The sequence below is a fragment of the Lysobacter sp. K5869 genome (assembly GCF_018847975.1).
In the GTDB taxonomy this organism is placed as follows: Bacteria; Pseudomonadota; Gammaproteobacteria; order Xanthomonadales; family Xanthomonadaceae; genus Lysobacter.
This window is the reverse complement of record NZ_CP072597.1, coordinates 601,983-624,936: the sequence shown is the minus strand read 5'-3', so window position 1 is coordinate 624,936 and position 22,954 is coordinate 601,983. Positions and strand designations below refer to the sequence as shown.

The 22,954-nt window shown below is 69.6% G+C and carries 21 protein-coding genes; 12 read left to right on the top strand and 9 right to left on the bottom strand.

Translation table 11 applies throughout. The features are described from left to right. Positions 1-192 precede the first annotated feature (192 nt). From J5226_RS02670 to J5226_RS02625, 10 genes are read left to right on the top strand one after another with little or no spacing between them, the layout of a single operon-like run. Entirely contained in the window at positions 193-2,346 is a 2,154-nt protein-coding gene (locus J5226_RS02670; protein WP_215838321.1) for a TonB-dependent siderophore receptor, read from the top strand. After that, positions 2,343-3,089 carry an ABC transporter ATP-binding protein gene (locus J5226_RS02665; RefSeq protein ID WP_255322972.1) on the top strand — a complete coding sequence of 249 codons (747 nt, stop codon included), beginning with the start codon at positions 2,343-2,345 and terminating at the stop codon, positions 3,087-3,089. Before J5226_RS02670 ends, J5226_RS02665 begins: the two co-directional genes overlap by 4 nt. After that, positions 3,086-4,489, top strand: coding sequence for a DUF3526 domain-containing protein (locus J5226_RS02660; protein WP_215838320.1), 1,404 nt, complete (start codon positions 3,086-3,088; stop codon positions 4,487-4,489). The genes J5226_RS02665 and J5226_RS02660 overlap by 4 nt, the downstream gene beginning before the upstream one ends. Further along, a complete protein-coding gene (locus J5226_RS02655) occupies positions 4,486-6,018 on the top strand; it encodes a DUF3526 domain-containing protein (protein ID WP_215838319.1) in 1,533 nt (510 codons plus the stop codon). Before J5226_RS02660 ends, J5226_RS02655 begins: the two co-directional genes overlap by 4 nt. Before the next feature lie 2 nt (positions 6,019-6,020). Further along, positions 6,021-7,958, top strand: coding sequence for a TonB-dependent receptor (locus tag J5226_RS02650; protein ID WP_215838318.1), 1,938 nt, complete (start codon positions 6,021-6,023; stop codon positions 7,956-7,958). A 23-nt stretch (positions 7,959-7,981) separates the two neighbouring features. Then, positions 7,982-8,923 (top strand): hypothetical protein, encoded by a 942-nt coding sequence (locus J5226_RS02645; RefSeq protein WP_215838317.1) that lies wholly within the window; start codon positions 7,982-7,984, stop codon positions 8,921-8,923. Next, a complete protein-coding gene (locus tag J5226_RS02640) occupies positions 8,920-9,978 on the top strand; it encodes a pyridoxal-phosphate dependent enzyme (protein ID WP_215838316.1) in 1,059 nt (352 codons plus the stop codon). Before J5226_RS02645 ends, J5226_RS02640 begins: the two co-directional genes overlap by 4 nt. Positions 9,979-10,004: 26 nt before the next feature. Next, on the top strand, positions 10,005-11,282 hold the full coding sequence (locus J5226_RS02635) for an ATP-grasp domain-containing protein (protein WP_215838315.1): 1,278 nt from the start codon (positions 10,005-10,007) through the stop codon (positions 11,280-11,282). A gap of 40 nt (positions 11,283-11,322) precedes the next feature. Next, entirely contained in the window at positions 11,323-12,162 is an 840-nt protein-coding gene (locus J5226_RS02630; protein ID WP_215838314.1) for a DUF364 domain-containing protein, read from the top strand. 8 nt (positions 12,163-12,170) lie between these two features. Beyond that, positions 12,171-13,388: an MFS transporter gene (locus tag J5226_RS02625; protein WP_215838313.1), complete on the top strand. Its 1,218-nt coding sequence runs from the start codon at positions 12,171-12,173 to the stop codon at positions 13,386-13,388. A gap of 303 nt (positions 13,389-13,691) precedes the next feature. On the opposite strand, the gene J5226_RS02620 is transcribed toward J5226_RS02625, so the two are convergent. From J5226_RS02620 to aroE, 3 genes are all read right to left on the bottom strand, one after another. Further along, entirely contained in the window at positions 13,692-13,946 is a 255-nt protein-coding gene (locus tag J5226_RS02620) for a YkgJ family cysteine cluster protein (protein ID WP_215838312.1), read from the bottom strand. 11 nt (positions 13,947-13,957) lie between these two features. Then, a complete protein-coding gene (locus tag J5226_RS02615; protein WP_215838311.1) occupies positions 13,958-14,305 on the bottom strand; it encodes a hypothetical protein in 348 nt (115 codons plus the stop codon). 82 nt (positions 14,306-14,387) lie between these two features. Continuing rightward, positions 14,388-15,257, bottom strand: a complete 870-nt coding sequence (aroE, locus tag J5226_RS02610) for a shikimate dehydrogenase (protein WP_215838310.1) — start codon at positions 15,255-15,257, stop codon at positions 14,388-14,390. A 49-nt stretch (positions 15,258-15,306) separates the two neighbouring features. On the opposite strand from aroE, the gene J5226_RS02605 reads away from it, so the two are divergent. Further along, positions 15,307-16,236 (top strand): TolB-like protein, encoded by a 930-nt coding sequence (locus J5226_RS02605; protein ID WP_215838309.1) that lies wholly within the window; start codon positions 15,307-15,309, stop codon positions 16,234-16,236. Beyond that, positions 16,236-16,574 (top strand): hypothetical protein, encoded by a 339-nt coding sequence (locus J5226_RS02600; protein WP_215838308.1) that lies wholly within the window; start codon positions 16,236-16,238, stop codon positions 16,572-16,574. The genes J5226_RS02605 and J5226_RS02600 overlap by 1 nt, the downstream gene beginning before the upstream one ends. 19 nt (positions 16,575-16,593) lie before the next feature. On the opposite strand, the gene J5226_RS02595 is transcribed toward J5226_RS02600, so the two are convergent. The 6 genes from J5226_RS02595 to J5226_RS02570 form a co-directional block, all read right to left on the bottom strand. Then, positions 16,594-17,328, bottom strand: coding sequence for a hypothetical protein (locus J5226_RS02595; RefSeq protein WP_215838307.1), 735 nt, complete (start codon positions 17,326-17,328; stop codon positions 16,594-16,596). A 107-nt stretch (positions 17,329-17,435) separates the two neighbouring features. After that, positions 17,436-18,428, bottom strand: coding sequence for a porphobilinogen synthase (gene hemB / locus J5226_RS02590; protein ID WP_215838306.1), 993 nt, complete (start codon positions 18,426-18,428; stop codon positions 17,436-17,438). A gap of 212 nt (positions 18,429-18,640) precedes the next feature. Beyond that, on the bottom strand, positions 18,641-19,684 hold the full coding sequence (locus J5226_RS02585) for a sulfate/molybdate ABC transporter ATP-binding protein (RefSeq protein WP_215838305.1): 1,044 nt from the start codon (positions 19,682-19,684) through the stop codon (positions 18,641-18,643). A 15-nt stretch (positions 19,685-19,699) separates the two neighbouring features. Next, on the bottom strand, positions 19,700-20,557 hold the full coding sequence (gene cysW / locus J5226_RS02580; protein WP_215838304.1) for a sulfate ABC transporter permease subunit CysW: 858 nt from the start codon (positions 20,555-20,557) through the stop codon (positions 19,700-19,702). Continuing rightward, positions 20,550-21,413 (bottom strand): sulfate ABC transporter permease subunit CysT, encoded by an 864-nt coding sequence (gene cysT / locus J5226_RS02575; RefSeq protein ID WP_215838303.1) that lies wholly within the window; start codon positions 21,411-21,413, stop codon positions 20,550-20,552. The genes cysW and cysT overlap by 8 nt, the downstream gene beginning before the upstream one ends. Before the next feature lie 505 nt (positions 21,414-21,918). Further along, positions 21,919-22,920: a sulfate ABC transporter substrate-binding protein gene (locus tag J5226_RS02570; protein WP_215838302.1), complete on the bottom strand. Its 1,002-nt coding sequence runs from the start codon at positions 22,918-22,920 to the stop codon at positions 21,919-21,921. Positions 22,921-22,954: the final 34 nt, after the last annotated feature.

Genomic DNA, 22,954 nt, shown 5'->3' with positions numbered 1-22,954 from the left:
TGCCCGCTTACCTTGTGCGTTAAATGAAATGATATATCGTTTCATTTCACACTTTTGGGTCAGCAGGGGGGCGGGGTGAACACAGGCAGTCGGGAAAGCCGCGCGGCAGCGGCGGCGGGTGCGGAGCAACGGCGACGCGCGGCGACGGGCCCGTCCGGGCCGCGCTGGCTCGCGGGCGCGGTGCTGGCCGCGTTGGCGTGGGCCCCCGCGTTCGCCCAGACTGCTCCGGCCGAAGGCGCCGGCGGCGCCGCGCCCAAGCTGCTCGACAAGATCACCGTCGAAGGCGCGCCTGTCGCGCCCTGGGACCGGCCCGCGCCGACCGCCTCGCGCCTGGGCCTGAGCGCGCGCGAGACGCCGGCCACGGTCGAAACCCTGACCCAAGAACAGCTCCAGGCACGCGGCCTGCGCGGCAGCGTCGAGGCGCTCAACGCCGCGCCGGGCGTGCTCGCCGGGCAATTGCCGTCCTCGCCCGGCATGGCCTCGATGCGCGGCTTCAGCGGCGGCGCGATCGCGCTGCTCTACGACGGCGTGCGCCAAAGCGCGGCGCCGCTGATCACCCGCGACTTCGACAGTTGGAGCTTCGAGCGCATCGAAGTGCTCAAAGGCCCGGCCTCGGTGCTGTACGGCGAGGGCGCGCTGGCCGGCGCGATCAATCTGGTGCCCAAGCGCCCCGACTTCGACGGCCGCGCGTTCGCGGGTTTGATCGGCGCCGGCAGTTTCGGCGGCCGCCGTTACGCGGTCGATTTCAACGAACCCATCGGCGAGCGCTTGGCGCTGCGCGCGATCGCCAGCCATCGCAGCGGCGACGGTTATGTCGACGGCACCGCGAGTTCGGCGACCTCGGCCACCGTCGCCGCGCGCTGGCGGCCCAGCGACACGGTCGAAGTCGATATCGCGCTCGATCACTTCGAGGACGACTACGACACCGCGTACTGGGGCACGCCGCTGATTTCCGCCGCGCTCGCCCGCGACCCGAGTTCGCTGGTGCGCAGCGCCGACGGCCGCGTGCTCGACCGCTCGCTGCGCCGGCGCAACTACAACGTCGACAACGGCTTGCAGGATTCGCGCGGCGATTGGCTGCGCACCCGCGTCGGCTGGCAGATCGGCGACGGGCTGCGCTTCTCCAACGAATTCAGCTATTACGACGCGCAGCGCCGTTGGTGGAACTCGGAAACCTACGCCTTCAACGCGCGCAGCGGCTTGCTCGACCGCGGCACCACGCGGATCGAGCACGATCAGCGCTTCTGGGTCGAACGCGCGACGCTGTCGGCCGACCGCGATTGGGGCGGCCGCCGCAACCGCGCCGCGCTCGGCGTGGAGATCAGTAACAGCGATTTCGCAGTGATGCGCCGCTTCGGCACGACTGCGGCGGTCGATCCGTTCGCGCCGCTGCGCGGTATCGCCGGCTTCGCCGACACCGCGGCGAACTTCCCCGGCGCCGGCAACCGGGTCGATTTCGATTCGCGCACCCGGGTGTACTCGTTGTTCGCCGAGGACGCGTTCAACCTCAGCGAACGTTGGCTGCTGCTGGCCGGCCTGCGCTACGACCGGATCGAACTCGAACGCCGCATCGACGACCGCAACACCGGTGCGCGCACCCGTTTCGAGCGCAGTTACGAGCCACTGTCGTGGCGATTGGGCACGGTCTACGATCTCGCGCCCGCGACCCAGTTGTACGCGCAGTACAGCACCGCGGTAGCGCCGGTCGGCAGCTTGCCGCTGCTGTCGCTGGCGAATTCGCGCTTCGAGCTGACTCATGGCCGCTCGGCCGAGGCCGGGATCAAGAGCAGCGTGTGGGGCGGCCGCGTCGATCTGGGCGCGAGCGCGTACTGGATCGAGCAGGACGACATCGTCACCCGCGATCCGCGCAACGCCAATCTGTCGGTGCAGGGCGGAACCCAATCGTCGCGCGGCATCGAACTCACCGCCGCGGCGTCGCTGACCCGCGCCTTGCGCATCGACGCGAGCGTGTCGGCCTTGGACGCGCGTTTCGACAAACTGCGCGAGGCCGGCGGCATCGACCGCGCCGGCAACGTGCCGCCGAACGTGCCCGAACGACTGGCGCAGCTGCACGCGAGCTATCGCTTCGACGCGCTGCCGCTGACCGTCGGCGCCGGCGCCCGCTACGTCGGGCCTTGGTATTCCGACAACGCCAACCGCCTGCGCGTCGCCGGCCGCACGGTGTGGGACGCCAGCGTCGCGTACCGCCTGCCGTTCGGCGAACTCGCGCTGTACGGCCGCAACCTCGGCGACGCGCTCTACGCCGACTGGAGCGGCGGCGCCGCCGACCAATTCGTGCTCGGCGCGCCGCGCAGCGTCGAGCTGACCTTGAGGGTGAACCTATGAGCTTGATGCAGACCGCCACCGACGCGCTGCGCCTGGACGGCGTGCGCAAGGACTTCGGCGACCGCCATGCACTGCAGTCGCTGTCGCTGCGCATCGCCCCAGGCGAGGTGTATGCGCTGCTCGGTCCCAACGGCGCGGGCAAGACCACGACCTTGAATCTGATTCTGGGATTTCTCGATCCCGATGCCGGCCGCATCGAGGTCGCCGGCGTCGACGTGGGCCGCGACCGGCTAGGCGCGCGCGCCAAGATCGCCTACCTGCCCGAAACGGTGATGCTGCACCCGCAGCTCGACGCGATCGAGAACCTGAGCTATTTCGCGCTGCTCGGCGGACGCCGCATCGATGCGCGGCAAGCGCGCGAGTTGTTGACCCAGGCGGGCCTGCAAGCCGAAGCGCATGCGCGCCGCGCCGGCGGTTTCTCCAAGGGCATGCGGCAGAAAGTCGGCCTCGCCATCGCCTTGGCCAAGGACGCGCAGTTGCTGCTGCTCGACGAACCGACCTCGGGTTTGGACGCCAGCGCCGCCAACGATCTGTCCCACGGCGTGCGCGCGGCCTCGCGCCGCGGCGTGGCGGTGCTGATGGCGACGCACGATCTGTATCGGGTCAAGGACGTCGCCCATCGCCTCGGCATTCTGCGCGCGGGCCGCTTGCTGACCGAGCGCCGCACCAGCGAGTTGTCGGCCTCGGAAATCGAAGCGCTATATCTGCAACAGCTCGACGCCGCCGGAGCCGCCGCGGCATGAGCGCTGCGCTGACTGCTTACGAATGGACCCTGCTGCGCCGCGACCGCCGCGCGTGGTGGGCGCTGCTGGCGCTGGCCGCGCTGGTGTTGCTGGCGTTTTCCTTCGACTTGGCGACGGTGGCCGCGGGCAACGCGGCCAAGTCCGACGCCGCGCGCGCCGAACGCGCGCGTTGGCTCGGGCAGGGCGAGAAGGACCCGCACTCGGCCGCGCACTACAGCATCTTCGCGTTCAAGCCGGCGCCGCCGCTGGCCGCGCTCGATCCCGGCGCGCAGCCCTTCGTCGGCCAAACCGTGTGGCTGGAAGCGCATGTGCAGAACGACATGCTGTATCGCCCGCAAGGCGAGGCTTCGGCGTTGCAGCGCGCGGGATTGGCGAGTCCGGCGAGCCTGTTGATCGCGTTCGCGCCGCTGGTGGCGTTCCTGCTCGCCTTCACCGCGGTGGCGATGGATCGCGAACGCGGCACGTTGCGCCTCGCGCTGGGCGCGGCGCTGCGGCCGCGCGCGATCGTCGCGGCCAAGGCGTCGGCGATCTGGTCGGCCTTGCTGCTGGCGTTGCTGGCGCCGGTGACGCTGGCGGCGGCCGTCGCCAGCGCGGCCTTGGGCGGATTGAGCGCGGATGTGGCATTGCGGTTGGCGCTGTGGGCGGCGGCGATGGCGGCCTATTTGGGCGTGTTGACCGCGCTGGGCGTGGCGGTATCGCTGCTGACGCGCAGCGTCCGCGGCGCATTGGCGCTGTTGTTCGGGTTGTGGATCGTGCTGGCGCTGGCCCTGCCACGTTGGGCCAGCAGCGCGGTCGATGCGTCGTTGCCGTTGCCGTCGAGCCAACAGGTCAAGCAGCAATTGCAGGACGAAGCGCCCTCGTTCTGGACCGCCGAGGAAGCCAAGAAACACCGCGAGACCTTGCTCGCGCGCTACGGCGCCAAGGACGTGAGCGATATGCGGGTGGACGCGCGCGGCGCCGAACTCGATCTGAGCGAACGCCATTCGCACGAAGTGTTCGACCGCGTGCTCGGCGGTTTCTACGACCGCGTCGCCGCGCAGGACCGCGCTTTCGCCGCCTGGGGCTGGCTGAGTCCGGCCACCGCGATGCAGAGCCTGTCGCCGATGCTCGCCGGCAGCGACTTCGGCCACCACCGCCGTTTCATCGACGCCGCCGAGCAGTACCGGCGCGCGTTGGTCAACCGCATGAACGAGGACGTGATGGCGCATCCGTTGAACGGCGCGCAGCCGCGCCACACCAGCGACGAAACGCTGTGGGCGCAGGTGCCGCAGTTCGTCGCGCCGGCGCCGGCGCTGGCGGCGAACTGGCGCAACGCGGCGCCGGCGTTGTTCGGCCTGCTCGGCTGGAGCGCCTTGGCCGCCGGCTTGCTGGCGCTGGCGGCGCGGAGGCTGCGGCCATGAGCGCTCCCGCGGGATACGCCGACGCGCTCGCATTGCCGGCCGCGCGCACCGCCGGTTTCGCCGAACTGTTGCGTTGGGAACTGCGCCACATCGGCCGCAGCCGCTTGCTGTGGACCGTGCTGGGCCTGCTGTTCGCGGCGATGCTGTGGGGCGCGCACAGCGGCGCGGCGCTGCATCGCGGCCAGGATCGGGCGATCGAACGCAGCCGCGCCAGCGATCTGGACTGGACCCGGCAGATTCTCGAACGCGCGCGCCGCTACGCCGAGCCCGCGGCCGAATCGGTGCCGTACTGGCAAGACCCGACCGACGTGGCTGGCTTCAGCCGCTATTTCCTGCGCGCGCACAGCTACAAACCGAATCTGCCGCTGTCGCCGTTGGCGGTGGGCGGCAGCGATCTGATGCCGACGCGCTTGCCGGTGAAGCTGGAAACGCCGTTCGGCGTCGAGCCGGCCTACGACTTCGAAAACCCGCGCGCGCTCGGATTGGGCCGGTTCGATCTCGGCTTCGTGTTGGTGTATCTACTGCCGGTGGCGGCGATCGTGTTGATCGGATTGCTCGCCACCTTCGAGCGCGACCACGGCATGCTGCGCCTGATCGCTGCGCAGCGGGTCGGTCCGCGCGCGTGGCTGGGCGCGCGCATCGTCGCGATCTTCGCCTGGCTGGCGCCGGGGGCGCTGCTGGGCCTGTTGATTTCGCTGTTCTCCGCCGGCGCCGATCTCGGCGCGGCGGTTCCCGAATTGATCGCGTCGGCGGCACTGGTGGTGGCCTACCTGGGGTTCTGGGCCGCGCTGGGATTCGTCGTGGTGTCCGTGTGGCCCGGCGCCGCCGGCGCGATCAGCCTGATGAGCGCGGTGTGGGCGGTGTTGGCCATCGGCGTGCCGCTGATCGGCAGCGGCGTCGCCGCGCGGGTCGGCGACGCGCCGACGCCGATCGCTTACGTGGACGCGCAGCGACGCGCCAACGACGCCATCGCCGGGGAGCGCGATGCGCTGATCGCGCGCGACTTCCGCGGCCGCGCCGATCTGTCGGGTTCGCTCGGCAAGATCGGTGGGCTCGACTACGCCACGCGTTTGAGTTTTCTCTCGCCGGAACTGGAGCGGCGCCTGCAGCCGCTGCGCGATCGGCAGGAATCGGCCCGTAGCGCGCGCGAGCGGATTTCGCAGTGGGCGGGCTTCATCGCGCCGCCGCTGGGCATGGAGCAGGCGTTGGCGCGCTTGGCCGGCACCGATGCCGAACGCCATCGCCGCTTCGAGCGGCAGACCTCGGCGTATCAGAAGCGGCTGCGCGACTGGTTCTACCCGCGCATGCAGCGCCAGATCGCGGCGCCGACGCCGCGCCCGCGCGCGGACAGCTACGGGCGCATGAACTTTCTCGAGTTCGACGCGATTCCGGCTTATGCATGGAGCGAAGCGCCGGCCTGGTCGCGCGTCGCTGGCGCCTTGCCGACCGCGCTGTGGCTGACGCTGCTGGCGGCGGCGTTGAGCGCGTGGGCGCTGCGCTGCCTGCGCCAATGGCCGGCGGAGCTGTGAGCGTGCGCGCGAACGCATCGAACTGGAGCCTGGGCGCCGCACTATTGCTGTGCGCCGCCGCCGCGCAAGCGCAGCGCGCCGGCGACAACGCCGTGACCGCGGCCGAGGACGCGTTCGGCGCGACCTTAGGCAACGAAACCATCGGTTTGTACAGCGCCAAGCAGGTGCGCGGCTTCTCGCCGGTGGACGCCGGCAACGTGCGCATGGACGGAATCTACTTCGATCGCCAGGGCACGGTACCGCCGGCCTTGGTCGAAGGTTCGACCATCCGCGTCGGTCCGTCCGCGCTGAATTATCCGTTCCCCGCGCCGACCGGCATCGTCGATTACCGGCTGAAGAAAGCCGGGGACGAGCGAGTGCTCAGCGTGTTGGCGGCGCTCAACGCGTATGGCGCGCCGGCGCTGGAGTTCGACGCGCGCTTGCCGGTGGTGGAAGGCCGCTTCGGCATCGCCGCGAATCTGGCGCTGGCGCGCGAGGAATATTACGACGGCGCCGACGCGCGCTACGTGCGCGCGGCGTTCGTGCCGCGCTGGCGGCCGAGCGAGAACGTCGAGATCCTGCCGTTCTGGAGCATTTCGCGCGGCCGCGACGAAGAGGTCGCGCCGACCATCCTCACCGCCGGGCCGTACCGGCCGCCGCGGATCGAGCGTCGCCGTCATTTCGGCCAAAGCTGGAGCGACAACGAATACGACAGCCGCAATTTCGGCGTGCTGGCCAAGGCGCGGATCGGCGCGGGCTGGGCCTTCGCCGGCGGGGTGGTGCGCTCGATCAACAATCAGCCGCAGGGCTTCGCCGAGCTGTTCGCCGAGACCACGCGCGAGGGGCTGACGCGCGAGCGCGTGGTCGCCGATCCGCGCCAGCGCTACGCCTCCACCAGCGGCGAGTTGCGCTTGAGCCGCAGCTTCCGCGAAGGCCCGCGCCTGCACGTGCTGCACGCGGCGGTGCGCGGGCGCGGCGTGGACAGCGAGTACGGCGGTTCGGCGCCGGCCATCGATTACGGCTGGCGGCCATTGGGCGAGCCGCGCCCGCAGCCGCGGCCGGGCTCGTTCGCGTTCGGCGAACGCACTCACGACCGGGTCGAGCAATGGACCGCAGGTTTGGCTTACGAGGGCCGTTGGCGCGATGTCGGCGAATGGAACTTCGGCATCCAGCGCAGCCAGTACCGCAAGCGCATTCTGCAACCCGGCGCGGCGCCGGCGCTGAGCCGCGACGATCCGTGGCTGCCCAGCGCCAGCGTGTCGTTGCAACTGAGCCCGCGGTGGGCGTTGTACGCCGGCCATACGCGCGGGCTGGAGGAAAGCGGCATCGCCCCGGACGACGCGGCCAACCGCAATCAGGCGCTGCCGGCGATCCGCACGCGCCAGACCGAGGCGGGGCTGCGCTGGAAGTTCGGCGACGATTTGAAACTGGTGGCCGGCGCGTTCGACGTGCGCAAGCCGTATTTCGCCACCGACGAGAACAACATGTTCGGGCCGCTGGCCGAAGTTCGCCATCGCGGCGTCGAGCTGAGTTTGAGCGGCAAGCCCGCCGACCGCTGGACGCTGGTGGCCGGCGCGGTGCTGATGCGCCCGCGCGTCAGCGGCGAGGCGGTGCGCCTGGGTCGCGTCGGCGACCGGCCGATCGGCCAGACCGAGCAGTTGTTGCGCGCCGATGTCGAGTACCGGCCGCCATCGCTGCCGGGCTGGTCGTTCGACGCGTCGATGAGCCGCTACGGCGAGCGCGTGGCCTCGCGCGACGGACGCAACATCGTGCCGGCCTATGCGCTGGTCGATCTGGGCGCGCGCTATCGGTTCCGCCTCGGCGACGCGCCGGCCAGCTTGCGCCTGCTGGTGGCGAACGTGGGCGACACCTTCACCTGGAACATCTACGGCAACAACAGTTTCGGCCTCATCGACGGACGCCGCTACGTGGCGCAACTGACGGTGGATTTCGACGGTTGATCTTCGCGCTCGGGGAGATGCGCATGCTGCAACGGTACGAATCGAAGGACGTTCCGAACCGCGATCCGGCGGCCGCGGCCGCGTTGGCGCCGCAAGCCGCGCTGCGCGCGGCGTACAGCGGCGTGTGTCACGGCACCTTGGGCGAACTGTGGCAAGGCCCGTGCGAGCTCGGCGGCGAGCTGCACATCGGCCTGATCTCGCTGCCGGTGCGTCGCTACAGCTGGATGCACTTCCTGCCGGGCGAGGACGGCGAGCTCGCGCGCGATCTCGCCGGCAAGGACAAATGCCGGCGCGCGATCGAGGCCTATCTGCAACTGCACGGCAAGACGTTGCCGCCCGGGCGCTTCAGCCACGACAGCGAGCTGCCGACCGGCAAGGGAATGGCGAGCTCCACCGCCGATTTGGTCGCGACCGTGCGCTGCCTGGATCGCGTGTTCGGGTTGAGCACGCGGCTGGACGAACTGACCGGATTGCTGCGCGGCATCGAGCGCTCCGACAGCGTGTTCCTCGACCGTTACGCGCTGTATCTGAGCGGGCGGCAACAGGTGCTGCGCGAGTTCGGTTCGGCGCCGCGGCTGTACGCCTGCTACATCGACGAAGGCGGCACGGTGGAAACCGAAAAGCTGGCCGAGCCCTTGCTGCGGCATTACCGCCGCCATCATTCCTCGTACCAGATCCATCTGGAGCTGGCGCTGGAGGCGTTCGAACAAGGCGACGCGCGGGCGATCTGCGAAGTCGCCACACGCAGCGCGCAACTGGCGCAGTGGGTGACGCCGAAAACGCATCTGGACATCCTGCTGCGCCATCGCCGCGAACTCGGCGCCGACGGTGTGGTGGTCGCGCACACCGGCAGCTTGATCGGCTATCTGTTCGCGCAGCGGCCGGAGCCGGCGCGGCTGGGCGAACTGTCGGCGTTCTTCGCCGGGCTCGGCCGGCAATGCCGCCTGATCGAGACCGGCCCATGAGCGCGACCGTGCACGCCCACATCGCCGATGCGATCAAGGCGCCGGATCTGGTAAGGCTGGGGCCGAACCTGTACGTGGCGCGGTTCGAGACGATGAAGGTCTACTCAACCCTGGTCGCGGTCGAGCGTCTTCTCGCCAGCGGCCGCATCCAAACCGGCGCGACGCTGATGGACAGTTCCAGCGGCATCTACGCCTATGCGTTGGCGCTGGCCTGCCACAAGTTCGGGCTCAAGTGCCGCATCGTCGGTTCCAAGACCGTGGACAAGACGCTGATGACGCAACTGCGCATCCTCGGCGCCACGGTCGAGCAGGTCGAGCCGCAGGCGACGCTGAAACTCGATCAGAGCTTGCGCGTGGCGCGCATCCGCGAGCTGATGGCGGCGGACCCGCACCTGCATTGGATGCAGCAGTACCACGACGAGATCCACTACTGCGGCTACGAGCCGGTGGCCGAGCTGATCGCCGACGGCGTGAGCGGCGCACCGCTGAGTTTGGTCGGCGGCGTCGGCTCGGGTTGTTCCACCGGCGGCCTCGCCTGCGCGCTGCGCGAACAGGCGGGCGAGACCGAGCTGATCGGCGTGCAGCCCTTCGGCAGCATGACCTTCGGCTGCGAGCACATCGAAGACCCCGGCATCATCATCGCCGGCATCGGCAGCTCGATCCCGTTCCGCAACGTGCGCCACGCGCTGTACGACCAGGTGCATTGGGTGTCGTTCGACTACGGCCTGTCCGGCGCGGTCGCGCTGCTGCGCGAGCACGCGCTGTTCGCCGGCCTGTCCAGCGGCTGCTGCTATCTGGTCGCGCGGCGCGAGGCGTTGCTGCATCCCGAGCGCAACGTGGTGTTCCTGGCCGCCGACACCGGTCATCGCTACGTCGACGGCGTGTTCGCCCAGCACGAGCAAGCGCTCGCGCTCGATGGGCTGCGGCCCAAGCCGGTCGAGCGTCTGGACCAGCTCGAACTGCCGTGGTCGGCGATGCGCTGGAACCGCGCCGCGTTCGAGCCTGCCGCCGTTTCTCTTCCCGACGTCGCGGCGCACGCCGCGGCCGCGCACTGAATCCCCTTACCCCGGAGCATCGCGCCATGGCGCATCTGTTGATGATCGAAAGCTGGGTCGGCGGCACCGGCCGGATCTTTCCGCCGGCCATCGCCCGGCTCGGCCACCGCTACACCTTCGTCACCCGCAACCGCGGCCATTACCAGGACCCGCGTTCGCGCGAGATCCACCCGGTGATCGAGCACGCCGACAACGTGCTGAGCTTCGACACCAACGACGTCCCCGCGCTGGTCGAATTCCTGCGCGCCCAGCACGAGGTGCTGGCGTTCGACGGCGTGGTGACGATCTGCGATTACTACATCGGCACCGTCGCCGAAGTGGCGCAGGCGCTGAACCTGCCGCAGGCGTTCTCCGACAACGTGGTGATGGAGCGGCGCAAGGATCTGGTGCGCGAGGCGATCGAGCGCGCGTTCCTGCCCAACCCGAAGTTCGCCGTCGCCGGCGAGTGGGAGCCTGTGCGGCGCGAGGCCGAACGCATCGGCTACCCGCTGATCGTCAAGCCCACCGATCTGGCCTCCAGCGCCTTCGTCAAGCTGGTGCGCGACGAGGCGCAGCTGCGCGAATCGTTCGACGCCCTGGCCGCGTTCCCGCGCAACTTCCGCGACCAGGCGCGGGTGCCGCTGCTGTTGCTGGAAGAGTTCATGGACGGCGAGGAGATCAGCGTCGAGGCCTGCACTTATCGCGGCCGCACCACGGTGATCGGCATCACCGACAAGAGCGTCGCCGGCTTTCCGTATTTCATTGAGGACGGCCACATGTTCCCGGCGCGGCTGGATCCGCAGACGGCGCAAGCGGTCGAAGCGCTGGTGCGCGGCGCGCTGGCCGCGGTCGGCCACGATCACGGTCTGAGCCACACCGAGGTCAAGTTGACTTCGCAGGGGCCGCGCATCGTCGAGATCAACCCGCGTCCGGGCGGCAACTACATCGCCGAACTGATTCAGCGCGTGACCGGCATCGATTTGCTCGATGCGCAGATCGAACTGGCGCTGGGCCGCGAACCCGACTTGCAGCGACGCGATACCGGCGTCGCCAGCGCCGCGATCAAGTTCCTGGTGCCGCCGCGCGCCGGCCATGTGCTCGCGCTCGACGGCGCCGCCGCGCTCGACGCCGATGCGCGCGTGGCGCGTTGGAGTCTGGCCGCGGTCGCCGGCACCGAGGTGTCCGCGCCGATCGACAACGCCTGCTATCTCGGCCACGTCGTCGCGACCGATCCGCACGGCCTGGACGCGCGCGCCCACGCCGAACGCGCCGTCGCCGGCTTGCGCCTGCGCTACGCCGACGAAGCCGTTGCGCCCGCCGCTTGATTCGTCGCTCAACGAGATCCGCCACCACCACGAGGCCCGCATGACTCCGCCCATTCCCCGCACCGTCGCCGACCTCACCGAAGCCGTGTTGCGCGGCGAGCACGGCCCCGATCCCGCCGCGCTGCACGCGGTGGGCGCGTTCTGGGTCCGCCAGAGCACCCAGTTCCCCGGCACCGATACCAAGTACCGAAACTACTATCTGGTGCTGCGCGCCGAGTCCGCGTTCGGCGGCTGCTGCCTGGAGCGCGATCAGCTCGATTCGGCGATCGCCGAGGACTTGTCCGGCCGCAGCCTCGTCGAGTTGCTGCGCGACGAACGCACGCCGGTGCGGGTGGCCGCGCTCGATGCGTATCTCGCTTTGGCCTATCCGCATCGCGAGCAGCCGCAGGCGCGCACGCTGCTGCTGCCGCACGGCACGCCGCTGGAGCGGGCCAAGGCGCGCGACGCGGCCATCGCCGGCCTGCTCGATATCCGGCCGGGCATGCGCGTGGGCTTGATCGGCGTGGTCAATCCGCTGGTCGAGGCGATCCGCGCGCGCGGCGGCACGTGCTTGCCTTGCGACTTCAATATGCGCCGCACGGCCGACGGTACCGAAGTGATGCGCGACATGGAGCCGGTGTTGGCGCAGGCCGACCTGGTGATCGCCACCGGCATGACCTTGAGCAACGGCTCGTTCGACCGCATCGTCGCGGTCGCGCGCGAACGCGGCATCGGCTTGGTCGTGTACGCGCAGACCGGCAGCGCGATCGCGCCGCGCTTCCTCGGCGACGGCGTGGCCGCGGTATCGTCCGAGCCGTTCCCGTTCTCACAGTTCAGCGCCGATCCGACGCCGATCCACCTCTATCGCGCCGAACGCCTCGGCGCGCGCGAAGCGGCCTGAGCCGGACGATGAACGCCGCCGCCGCGCCCGCCGACCTTCCCGCGCTCGACGAAGCCGCGCGCAAGCGAGCGCTCGGCGGCTTGCTGGTCTACACCTTCTTCATGGTCGCCGGCTTCGCCATGTTGATGCCGTTGGTGGCCGTGCATTACGTCGATGGGCTGGGCATGGCGGCCGCCGCGGTCGGCCTCGCACTGGCGGTGCGGCAGTTGCTGCAGCAAGGCTTGGCGCTGATCGGCGGGATGCTCTCGGACCGTTTCGGCGCGCGACGCATGATCTGCCTGGGCGTGCTGTTGCGCGCAGCGGGTTTCGCCAGCCTCGCCTTCGCCACCGACCTGCCGCTGCTGTTGGCGGCGATGGCGCTGTCGGCGCTGGGCGGGGCGATGTTCGAGGCGCCGTATCAAGCCAGCATCGCCGCGCTCACCGACGCCGACACGCGGCCGCGCTACTACGCGATCAGCAACTGGGTCAGCGGCGTGGCGACGACGCTCGGGCCGCTGCTCGGCGTGGCCTTGCTGCGCTTCGATTTCCGCATCGTCTGTCTGGCCGCGGCGGCGTGCTTCGCGCTGAACTTCGTCATCGCGTTGAAGCTGCTGCCGAAGTTCGAGATGCCGCCGCAGCCGCCGCCGCTGCGCCACGGATTGGGCTTGGTGCGGGGCAACCGCGTGTTCCTGAGCCTGGTCGGGCTGCTGATGCTGTATTGGTTTCTCGCGGTGCAGATCAACATCAGCTTCCCGCTGCTGGCGCAAAAGCTCGCCGGCGGTAGCGACGGCGTCGGCGCGATGTTCGCGCTCAGCGCCGGCATCACCGTGGCGCTGCAGTACGGCTTGGTGCGTTGGCTGGAGCGACGCCTCAGCGCGGCGAAGGTGCTGGTGCTGGGCGTGGCCTTGATGGCGCTGGCGACCGGCGCGATCGCCTTCGTCGGCTCGTATCCGGGCTTGCTGGCGTGCGTGGCCGGCTACGCCGTGGGTGCGGTGCTGACGAGACCGACCCAACAAACGCTGATCGCCGGGCTCGCCGATGCGCGCGCCTTGGGCACCTTCCTCGGCGTGAGTTCGCTCAGCCTCGCCGTCGGCGGCGGCTTCGGCAACATCGCCGGCGGTTGGTTGATCGATATCGCCGCCGCGAGCGGCCGGCCGTGGCTGCCGTGGACGGTGTTCTGCGCGGTCGGCCTGCTCAGCGCGGCCGGCCTGCATCTGACTCTGCGCGAACGCGCCTCGCCGTCGTAACCGAACGCTCTGCCTTCCCCTGAGCTTTACTTGCCCTCTCCCGGACTCCGGCAAAAGGAGAGGGCTTTTTTTCGTCCGCGGTTTTCGCGGGCCGACTATTCGGGCCGCTCGAAGCGCTCGTGCAGAGGTCGCGCGAGCGGGCTGAACGAGCGCCGGTCCTGGAAAATCAGATTCAACGGCGCTGGTTCGCCGCGACGGTTTCTGATCGATCAGTTCCGGCCCGCCACGTCGAACCCGCGCGACGAGCTCGCAGCGGCGACGAACGCGGCTACACGGGATATCCGGCTTACGCGGACCGAGCGTTCACGGCGCGGTAGCGCGCTCCAGCGCCGTCAGCGTCGCCAGCGCGTCCTCGCGCGCGTCGCCGCACATCTCGGCTTGCGGCTGCAGGGAGGCGCAAAAGCGCGGCCGCTCGGGCCGGCCGAACAAGCGGCAGCGCAAGTCGTCGTCGAGTTGCACGCAGGGAATGCCGGCCGGCTTGCCGTGCGGCATGCCCGGGATCGGCGAGGCGATCGAGGGCGCGATGCAGCACGCGCCGCAGCGGTCGCGGCAGCGCATCGCCGCGCGCCTCAGGCCTGCGGCGGCGCCGGCCGTTTGGCCAGCACGGCGGCGATCAACAGGCCGGTGGAGACCAGCGACAGCAGCACATGGACGACGCCGACCATGGAATTGATCATGCCGGCCGAACTCGCGGGCATGCCGGAATCCAGCATCTTGTACATCCAGGCTTGCCCGGCCAGTCCCAGCAGCGCGCCGACGATCTCCAACGAGAACGCGGCCGCGCCGTAGACCGCGCCGACGCCGATGCGGCGCTTCCACGAGACGCACAGCACCACGCCGACGGCGCAGGCGAGCAGGGTCGGCGTCATCATCGCCGCTTGAGCGCCCAACGCGGGCAGCCAGTCTTGGAAGGTCATGCGCGGCTCCTCGCCGGAACGCGCGCGTCGCCGCGCGCGGATGCGCACGTGTGCGCGAGGGAATCGAGAGTGGGCGAGCGGATCAGTCCGCGGTGACCAAGCTGCCCGCGCCCTGGCGCAGCAGATCGTAGACCGGGTCGGTGTCCGGGCGGCGGCGGTGCCAGCGCTCGAAACTTTCCGCGGCTTGTTCGACCAGCATGCCCAGGCCGTCGTGGCGGTCGTGCGCGCCGGCGACCTTGGCCCAGGCCAGGAACGGAATCGCCGCCGGACCGTAGCTCAGGTCCACCGCCGCGGTGCGCGGCGTCGCCAGGCTCATCGGCAGGCTCGGGAATTCGTGTTCGCGCGCGGCCGAGGTGGCGTTGACGATCAGGTCGAAGTTGCCGAGGTTGCCGACGTCGGCGAGATAGCGCGGATGCACGCGGCCCGGCTGGCCGAGCGTGTCGGCCAGCGCGTCGGCGCGCTCGCCGGTGCGGTTGACGATGAACAAATCGCCGATGCCGGCGTCGAGCAGCGCCGGCGCGACCCCGCGCGCGGCGCCGCCGGCGCCGATCAGCAAGGTGCGGCGCTCGCGCAGATCCAGGCCGTGGCGTTCGGCGAGATCGCGGATCAGGCCGACGCCGTCGGTGTTGTCGCCTTCCCAGCCGGTGGCGCTGCGGATCAGCGTGTTGACCGCGCCGGCGCGGCGGGCGCGCTCGCTCAGATGGGTGCAGATGCTGGCCGCGCGGGTCTTCAGCGGCAGGGTGATGTTGGCGCCGAGGCCGCCCTCGGCGGCGAATTCGGCCAGGGCCACGTCGAAGCGCTCGGGCGCGGCGTCGATCGCCACGTACTCCAGCGCGATCCCGAACTGGCGCGCGAACGCCGCGTGGATGCGCGGCGACAGCGAATGCGCGACCGGGTGGCCGAACACCGCAAAGCGCAGGACCGGGCTGGACGAACTGGAGTCGATCGACATGGGCGCGCCTCGTTAGACTGGTGACCCTTCCGATGGGAGCAAGACGCGCATGCGGCACGCCAGGGTCTGGTTGCGACCGAGTGTACTCCTCGCCTGCGCCGTAGCCAGCCCGGCCGGCGCGGGACTGAACGAATTCGGCATAGAAGGCATGGGCGTGGTCTCGACCGCGCACAGCGAAGTGCGCGCGAGCGTGCGTCCCGACGGACGGCGCATCGTCTGGGGCAGCGACCGCCCCGGCGGCGCCGGCGGCCGCGACCTGTGGCAGGCGACGTTGATCGACGGCCGTTGGCAGAACCCCGAGCCGTTGCCGCTCAACACCGCCGCCACCGATTTCGATCCGCACTTCAGCGCCGACGGCCGCTGGCTGTTGTTCTTCTCCGACCGCCCCGGCGGCCGCGGCAAGGAAGACCTCTACCGCGCCGCGGTGTTGCCGGACGGCGGTTACGGCCCGGCCGAAAACCTCGGCCCCGGCGTCAACACCGCCGGCCGCGAATGGGCGCCGACGCTGAGCCGCGACGGTCGCCATCTGCTGTTCGCCAGCGACGGCCGCGGCGGCGCCGGCGGCCAGGACCTGTGGATCGCGCACTGGGACGGCAAGGCCTTCGTCGACCCGCGTCCGGTGCCGGGCGTGAACACCGCCGCCGACGAATTCGACGCCGCGTGGCTCGGCGACGGCCGCGCGATCGTATTCACGCGTTCGCAGAGCGCGGACGGCGACAAACCGTTCCGCTTGTACCTCGCGCAATGCGACGGGCAGCGCTATGGCGATGCGGCTGCGCTGAAGCTGTCGTTCAACACCGAGGAGAATTTCACCTTCGGGCCGTCGCTGGATTGGAACAAACCGACGGAGTTGTTGATCAACGGCACGGCGAAGGCGCCGAAGGCGGGGCGGCAGGATATTTATCGGATGGCGGCGCCGGCGGCGACGGGGAAGGATGGGTGCGTGGGCGGCGCGGCGTCCGCTGCGAAGGCGCGGTGATGGCGGGTGCGGGCGATGCCGGCGACGAGGATCTCGCGCCTTACCGGCGCAGGATGATGGTGCTCAGCGATCGCGCCCATCACGATGAACTGTGGACCTGGGTCCCGCAATGGCTGCGCGACGACGTGGATTTCGTGGCGTTCGTGGGTGAGTGTTCGTCGTCGTTGTTCGACAGCTTTATCGACGTCTGTGTGCTGCAGGCGCTCGACGACGGATGCGACGAGCCGTACTTCATTTTCGCCGGTTGGTTCGCCACCGTCGAAGACGCCGCGGAGTACTTCTCATGCTTGCGAGGCGACGAAGAGTCGCTTGTGTGCGTGCTCCACGGGCCGACCTGAAAGCCTTGCCGCTGCGCGATCAGTACGGCGCCTCCAGCGATTGCCAGGTCAGCGGGTTGAAATCGTAGATCTCGCGCGGCTCGCCGAGGCCGGTCTTGTCGAGCGATGCGGTCATCAGCCGTCCGGTCTCGACCCACACCAGGCGGTTACGATCAAGTTCCGCCCACTCCCAACCGGGCCGTTCGATCAAGCGCTCGTCGCGCCGGTTCCACAGCGCATGCTCGTCGTAGTACGCGCCGCGTCCCTGGCGTCGGTCGAAGCCGGCGCAAGCGGTCTTGCGCAAGACCCAGTGAGCGAACGGCAGGGGTTTCTCGAATACGCTGCGTTGGATGCCGTCGCTGCCGCTGACGTGCTTGAGCGCCCAGCCGTCGCGTTGCAGACGCGGGTAATAGACCCCGGGGCATTCGCCGCCGTAATGCTCCATCGGCGGCGCGTCGACGCGGCGCAAGCGGGTTTCGTCGCGCGCCAGCTTATGCAGGTGGTAGAGATCGTTGAGCCAATAGTCGCGGTCCGACACGAACAAGCCGCCGCCGTTCCAGCAATCGCCCTTGGGCCAGAACGCCAGCGCCTTGAGGTAGGGCGCGCGCGAGATCGCCGACCACGAGCCTTTCGACGGCGAGCGCCAGCGGCCGTTCATGGCGAAATAGATCAGGTGCCGTCCGTCGGGCGAGAGATCGCAGCGCAGCGGGTAGATACGGCCTCGCAGCCATTGGCCGACGTCGATGCGGTCGTTTTCGCGGTTCCAGCCGAGCACGCAGACTTGCTTGCTCGGTCCGCGCCGGATGACGACGGCGGTAGGCGCCGCGCGCGCCAGCAGAATGTGGACGCGCGCGGCGAACGCCGGCGAAGAATCGGCGGGTGTCAGCGCGCCTCGCGCATCCACCGGGCCGCATCCAATGCGAAGTAGGTCAACACCCCATCGGCGCCGGCGCGCTTGATCGAGGTCAGCGACTCCATCACGCAGCCGCGTTCGTCCAGCCAGCCGTTCTGGATCGCCGCGCGCAGCATCGCGTACTCGCCGCTGACTTGGTAAACGAAGGTCGGCGCGCCGAATTCGTCCTTGGCCCGACGCACGATGTCGAGGTAGGGCATGCCCGGCTTGACCATGATCATGTCGGCGCCCTCGTCGAGGTCGAGCGCTATCTCGCGCATCGCTTCGTCGCTGTTGGCCGGGTCCATCTGGTAGGTGTACTTGTTGCCCTTGCCGAGCGCGCCGGCCGAGCCGACCGCGTCGCGGAACGGGCCGTAGAAGCTGGACGCGTACTTGGCGCTGTAGGCGAGGATGCGGGTGTGGATGTGGCCTTCGGCTTCGAGCTCGGCACGGATCTGGCCGATGCGGCCGTCCATCATGTCGCTCGGCGCCACGACATCGGCGCCGGCGGCGGCGTGCGAGAGCGCTTGCTTGACCAGCGCTTCGACGGTTTCGTCGTTCATGACGTAACCGGTGTCGTCGATCAAACCGTCCTGGCCGTGGGTGGTGTACGGGTCGAGGGCGACGTCGGTGATCACGCCCAACTCCGGGAAGCGCTGCTTGAGCGCGCGCACCGCGCGCTGGCACAAGCCGTCTTCCTGCCACGCGGCTTCGGCGGTGAGCGATTTGGCGTCGGGCGCGGTGACCGGGAACAGCGCCAACGCCGGCACGCGCAGTTCGCTGGCTTGTTCGGCCACGCGCAGCAGTTCGTCGATGGACAGGCGCTCGATGCCGGGCATCGAACCGACCGGCGCGCGGCCGTCGAGTTCGTGGACGAAGACCGGGTAGATCAGGTCGTCGGCGGTGAGAACGGTCTCGCGCATCAGTCTGCGCGAGAAGTCGTCGCGGCGCATCCGCCGCGGGCGGGTGTAGGGGTAGCTCATGGCGGCATAGTCTACTCCCGCGCGGGGCGGGGGCCTGCGACCGTGGGTCGCGGCTGGGGCGGACGGTGCGTTCCGCCAAAGCGCGGCGAATGTCGTCTGGGCCCCTGTAGGAGCGGCGCGAGCCGCGACCGCGCATTGCGGCGGCCGGCGCGAGTTCGGAGCCCCGCGGTCGCGGCTTACGCCGCTCCTACAGGGACTTCGGGTGCGCGTCGTCAGTCGGAATAGACGCGATAACGCAACGGCCGCACGTGCACGAGACTGCCCGGCGCCGGCGTCACCGCATCCGGCGTCGCCACCAGATCCAGTTCCAGCGGCCGGGTCTGGCCTTCGACGTTCAGTTCCAGGGTGATCCGCTCGGCCAGCCGGTGCGCGGAGACGACCCGCGCCGGCAGACCTTCGCCCGCGCCGACCAAACCGACGTCGTGCGGCCGCACGTACAGCCGCGCGCGGCTGCGGCTGTGAACGTCCACCGGCAGGCGCAGGCCGTGGCCGTCGATGGACAGCTCGCCGCCCTCGGTCTGGCCGTCGATGACGTTGGCGCGACCGATGAAGTCGAACACGTAGGCCGAGGCCGGCGCGCTGTAGATTTCGTCGGGCGTGCCGATCTGTTCGATCCGGCCGTCCTTGAGCACGACTACGCGGTCGGCCAGTTCCAGCGCTTCTTCCTGGTCGTGGGTGACGAACAGCGTGGTCTGCCCGGTCTGGTCGTGCAGGCGGCGCAGCCAGCGCCGCAGTTCGACCCGGACTTTGGCGTCGAGCGCGCCGAAGGGCTCGTCGAGCAGCAGCACGGTCGGGTCGATCGCCAGCGCGCGCGCCAAGGCGACGCGCTGCTTCTGGCCGCCGGAAAGCTGTTCGGGGTAGCGCGAGCCCAGTTCGGGCAGTTGGATCAGCCCGAGCAGTTCCTGCACGCGCTTGGCGATCGTCGCTTTGTCGGGCCGCCGCGAGCGCGGCCGGCTACGCAGGCCGAAGGCGATGTTCTCGGCCACGGTCATGTGCTTGAACAGCGCGTAGTGCTGGAACACGAAGCCGACGTTGCGCTCGCGCAGACTCAAGCGCGTCGCGTCGGTCTGGCCGAACAGCAACTGCCCCGAGTCCGGCGGCAGCAGGCCGGCGATCACGCGCAGCAGCGTGGTCTTGCCCGAGCCGGAGGGGCCGAGCAGGGCGACCAGCTCACCCGAGGCGACGTCCAGATCGACCGCGTCGAGCGCGGCCACGTTCGCGTACCGCTTGGCGATGGCTTTGAGGTGCAGGTCCATATCGTCTTCGCTCGATCAATGCCGCCGGTGCGATTGCGCCAGCGCATCGCCGTGCCGCGTTTCCAGCCACAGTTTCACCACCAAGGTCACCAGCGCCAGCCCCGCGAGCAGCGAGGCCGCCGCGAACGCCGCCGCGGCTTCGCCGCCGAGTTGCTTGTACAGCACTTCCACGTGCAGCGAGAGCGTGTTGGTCGCGCCCATCACATTGCCCGAGACCACGGTGACCGCGCCGAACTCGCCCATCGCGCGCGCGCTGCACAACAGCACGCCGTACAGCAGGCCCCATTTGATGTTGGGCAGGGTCACCTTGAAGAACATGGTCCAGGCGTTGGCGCCGAGCGAGCGCGCGGCCAGTTCTTCGTCGCTGCCTTGCTGCTCCATCAGCGGGATCAGTTCGCGCACCACGAACGGGAAGGTCACGAACAAGGTCGCCAGCACGATGCCGGGCGTGGCGAACAGGATCTTGAGGTCGTGGGCGTTGAGGAAATCCTTGAAGAAGCCGTGGGTCGGGCTGAACAGCAGCACCAGACACAGGCCGGCGACCACCGGCGAGACCGCGAACGGCAAGTCGATCAGCGACAGCAGCGCGCGCTTGCCGCGGAATTCGAAGCGGGTCAGCGCCCAGGCCGCGAACACGCCGCAGACCGCGTTGACCGGCACCACGATCGCCGCGGTCAGCAAAGTCAGCTTGAGCGCGGCGACGGTGTGCTCCTCGCTGACCGCGTTCCACCACACCGCCAGCCCGCTGCCGAACGCGGTGCCGAGCAGGGCGAACAGCGGCAGCACCACGACCAGCAGCATGATCGCCGCGGCCAGGCCGATCAGGCTCCAGCGCACCCACGCGGGTTCTTGCAGGTGATCGCGCTCAGCCATCGCGGCGGTTTCCGTGAGCGAGCAGGGTCGCGGCGGCGTTGATCGCCAGCAGGCAGGCGAACGACATCAGCAGCAGCAAGGTCGCCAGCACGATCGCGGCCGGCACGCCGCCGTCTTCTTCCAGGCGGATGGTGATGAGCATCGGCGCGATCTCGGTCTTCCACGGCAGGTTGCCGGAGATGAAGATCACCGAGCCGAATTCGCCGAGCGCGCGCGCGAACGCCAGCGCGAAGCCGGTCAGCAGCGCCGGCAGCAGTTCGGGCAGGATCACCCGGCGCAGCGTGGTCAGGCGCGAGGCGCCGAGCGAGACCGCGGCTTCTTCCTGTTCGCGGCCGAGCGCTTCGAGCACCGGTTGCACGGTGCGCACCGCGAACGGCAGGCCGACGAAGATCAGCGCGATGACGATGCCGGTGAAGTTGTTGACCAGTTGGACGCCGAACGGCTTGAGCAATTGCCCGACCCAGCCGTTCTCGTCGTAGATCGCCGCCAGGGTGATGCCGGCGACCGCGGTGGGCAGGGCGAAAGGCAGGTCCACCAGCGCGTCCATCAGGCGCCGGCCGGGGAAGCGGTAACGCACCAGCACCCAGGCGATCAGCGCGCCGAACAGCAGCGCCGCGACCGCGGCGATGAAGGCGCCGCCGAAGCTGACCTTGAGCGAGGCGAGCACGCGCGAATCGGACACGGCCCGCGCCCAGCCGGCCCAGCCCAGGCCGCCGGAACGCAGCACCAAGGCCGCCAGCGGCAGCAGGACGATGAGGCCGAGCCAGGTCAGGCCGATGCCTAGCCCGAGCCCGAAACCGGGCAAGGGACGGCGCCAGCGACCGGAGGCCGGCGAGGGGAGGGCGTGCTCGCTCATGTGGCGGTGGGCGGCAGGAGTTGGAAGGGACGCAGGAGTGCGACGCTATCGCGGTTGTTCGATCCGGTGGAAATGCGCGTTGGTTGTATCGAGGTGCGCGATGGCGATATGGGATTGGTGTCGGGGGTGGCGGAGAAGTTCCGTACGGTGAATGGGGTGAGCCGGAGGGGCGGAGCGCCGGTTTCGACAGGGCGCCGGCAACCCCGGTGCTTCATGCCTGGTCGCCTCCCTGTTCGCCCTTCCTACTCCGTCATTCCGGCGAAAGCCGGAATCCATTTTGCTGTTGCTCTTGCTCTGCCGGAGAGGGCTCGAAAGGCAAAGTCAAAATGGATTCCGGCTTTCGCTGGAATGACGAGGTGGGAGTGGCGCGAGACGAGGTGAGAGTGCCGCACCACGGGATGCAAGCGCCGCAACGACGCGAGGCGAGAACGCGACCGCGCCGGCTCTCGCACGCCGGCGCGGTCGCGGTCGCAAAACCTTCGGCCCGCTTCGCGGCCCGTCCCGATTACTTGGGCTGATAGATCTTGTCGAAGAACCCGCCGTCGGAGAAATGCGCGGCCTGCGCCTTCTTCCAGCCGCCGAACGCGCCGTCGATGGTGACCTGCTTGACCGCCGGGAACTTGGCCAGATCCGCCGCCGGCACCTTGTCCGGCTCGGCCGGGCGGTAGCCGTGCTTGGCCGCCAGACGCTGCCCCTCGGGGGTGTAGAGGAAGCGCAAGTACGCCTCGGCCTGCTTGCGCGTGCCGTGCTTGTCGACGTTTTTATCCACCCACGCCACCGGCGGCTCGGCCTTGATGCTCAGGCTCGGCACGACGATCTCGAACTGACCGCGGGTGTTGGACTGCTCCAGGGTCAGCAGCGCTTCGTTCTCCCAGGCGATCAGCACATCGCCGATCTTGCGGTCGACGAAGGTGGTGGTGGAGCCGCGCGCGCCGGTGTCGAGCACGGGCACGTTCTTGAACAACTGGGTCAGGTAGTCGGTGACCTTGTCGCCTTCGCGGTACTTGGTCGAGGCCCAGGCCCACGCCGCCAGATAGTTCCAGCGCGCGCCGCCGGAGGTCTTGGGATTGGGCGTGATCACACCGACGCCGGGCTTGATCAGGTCGTCCCAGTCCTTGATGCCCTTCGGATTGCCCTTGCGCACCAGGAACACGATGGTCGAGGTGTAGGGCGAGCTCTGATGCGGCAAGCGCTTCTGCCAATCGGCCGGCAGTTGCTTGGCGTTGGCCACGGTGTCGATGTCGCCGGCCAGCGCCAGCGTCACCACGTCGGCCTCCAGCCCGTCGACCACGGCGCGCGCCTGCTTGCCCGAGCCGCCGTGCGAGGTGCGGATGTTGAGGGTCTCGCCGGTCTGTTGCTTCCATTGCGCGGCGAAGACTTGGTTGACCTCGGCGTAGAACTCGCGCGTCGGGTCGTAGGACACGTTGAGCAGCTCGGCGTCCTTGGCCGCGGCGGTGCCGGCGGCGAGCGCCACGCTGAGCAGAACCCATCGGAGTGCGGTTTTCATAAGGCGATCCTGTGCGAAGTGGCGTAAGTGCGGA

Bases quoted from the DNA above. Each gene is read 5' to 3' on its own strand.
- J5226_RS02665 (WP_255322972.1), top strand. From the start codon at position 2,343: ATGAGCTTGATGCAGACCGCCACCGACGCGCTGCGCCTGGACGGCGTG.
- J5226_RS02660 (WP_215838320.1), top strand. From the start codon at position 3,086: ATGAGCGCTGCGCTGACTGCTTACGAATGGACCCTGCTGCGCCGCGAC.
- J5226_RS02655 (WP_215838319.1), top strand. From the start codon at position 4,486: ATGAGCGCTCCCGCGGGATACGCCGACGCGCTCGCATTGCCGGCCGCG.
- J5226_RS02645 (WP_215838317.1), top strand. From the start codon at position 7,982: ATGCTGCAACGGTACGAATCGAAGGACGTTCCGAACCGCGATCCGGCG.
- J5226_RS02640 (WP_215838316.1), top strand. From the start codon at position 8,920: ATGAGCGCGACCGTGCACGCCCACATCGCCGATGCGATCAAGGCGCCG.
- J5226_RS02635 (WP_215838315.1), top strand. From the start codon at position 10,005: ATGGCGCATCTGTTGATGATCGAAAGCTGGGTCGGCGGCACCGGCCGG.
- J5226_RS02630 (WP_215838314.1), top strand. From the start codon at position 11,323: ATGACTCCGCCCATTCCCCGCACCGTCGCCGACCTCACCGAAGCCGTG.
- J5226_RS02625 (WP_215838313.1), top strand. From the start codon at position 12,171: ATGAACGCCGCCGCCGCGCCCGCCGACCTTCCCGCGCTCGACGAAGCC.
- J5226_RS02620 (WP_215838312.1), bottom strand. From the start codon at position 13,946: ATGCGCTGCCGCGACCGCTGCGGCGCGTGCTGCATCGCGCCCTCGATC.
- J5226_RS02615 (WP_215838311.1), bottom strand. From the start codon at position 14,305: ATGACCTTCCAAGACTGGCTGCCCGCGTTGGGCGCTCAAGCGGCGATG.
- aroE (WP_215838310.1), bottom strand. From the start codon at position 15,257: ATGTCGATCGACTCCAGTTCGTCCAGCCCGGTCCTGCGCTTTGCGGTG.
- J5226_RS02605 (WP_215838309.1), top strand. From the start codon at position 15,307: ATGCGGCACGCCAGGGTCTGGTTGCGACCGAGTGTACTCCTCGCCTGC.
- J5226_RS02600 (WP_215838308.1), top strand. From the start codon at position 16,236: ATGGCGGGTGCGGGCGATGCCGGCGACGAGGATCTCGCGCCTTACCGG.
- hemB (WP_215838306.1), bottom strand. From the start codon at position 18,428: ATGAGCTACCCCTACACCCGCCCGCGGCGGATGCGCCGCGACGACTTC.
- J5226_RS02585 (WP_215838305.1), bottom strand. From the start codon at position 19,684: ATGGACCTGCACCTCAAAGCCATCGCCAAGCGGTACGCGAACGTGGCC.
- cysW (WP_215838304.1), bottom strand. From the start codon at position 20,557: ATGGCTGAGCGCGATCACCTGCAAGAACCCGCGTGGGTGCGCTGGAGC.
- cysT (WP_215838303.1), bottom strand. From the start codon at position 21,413: ATGAGCGAGCACGCCCTCCCCTCGCCGGCCTCCGGTCGCTGGCGCCGT.
- J5226_RS02570 (WP_215838302.1), bottom strand. From the start codon at position 22,920: ATGAAAACCGCACTCCGATGGGTTCTGCTCAGCGTGGCGCTCGCCGCC.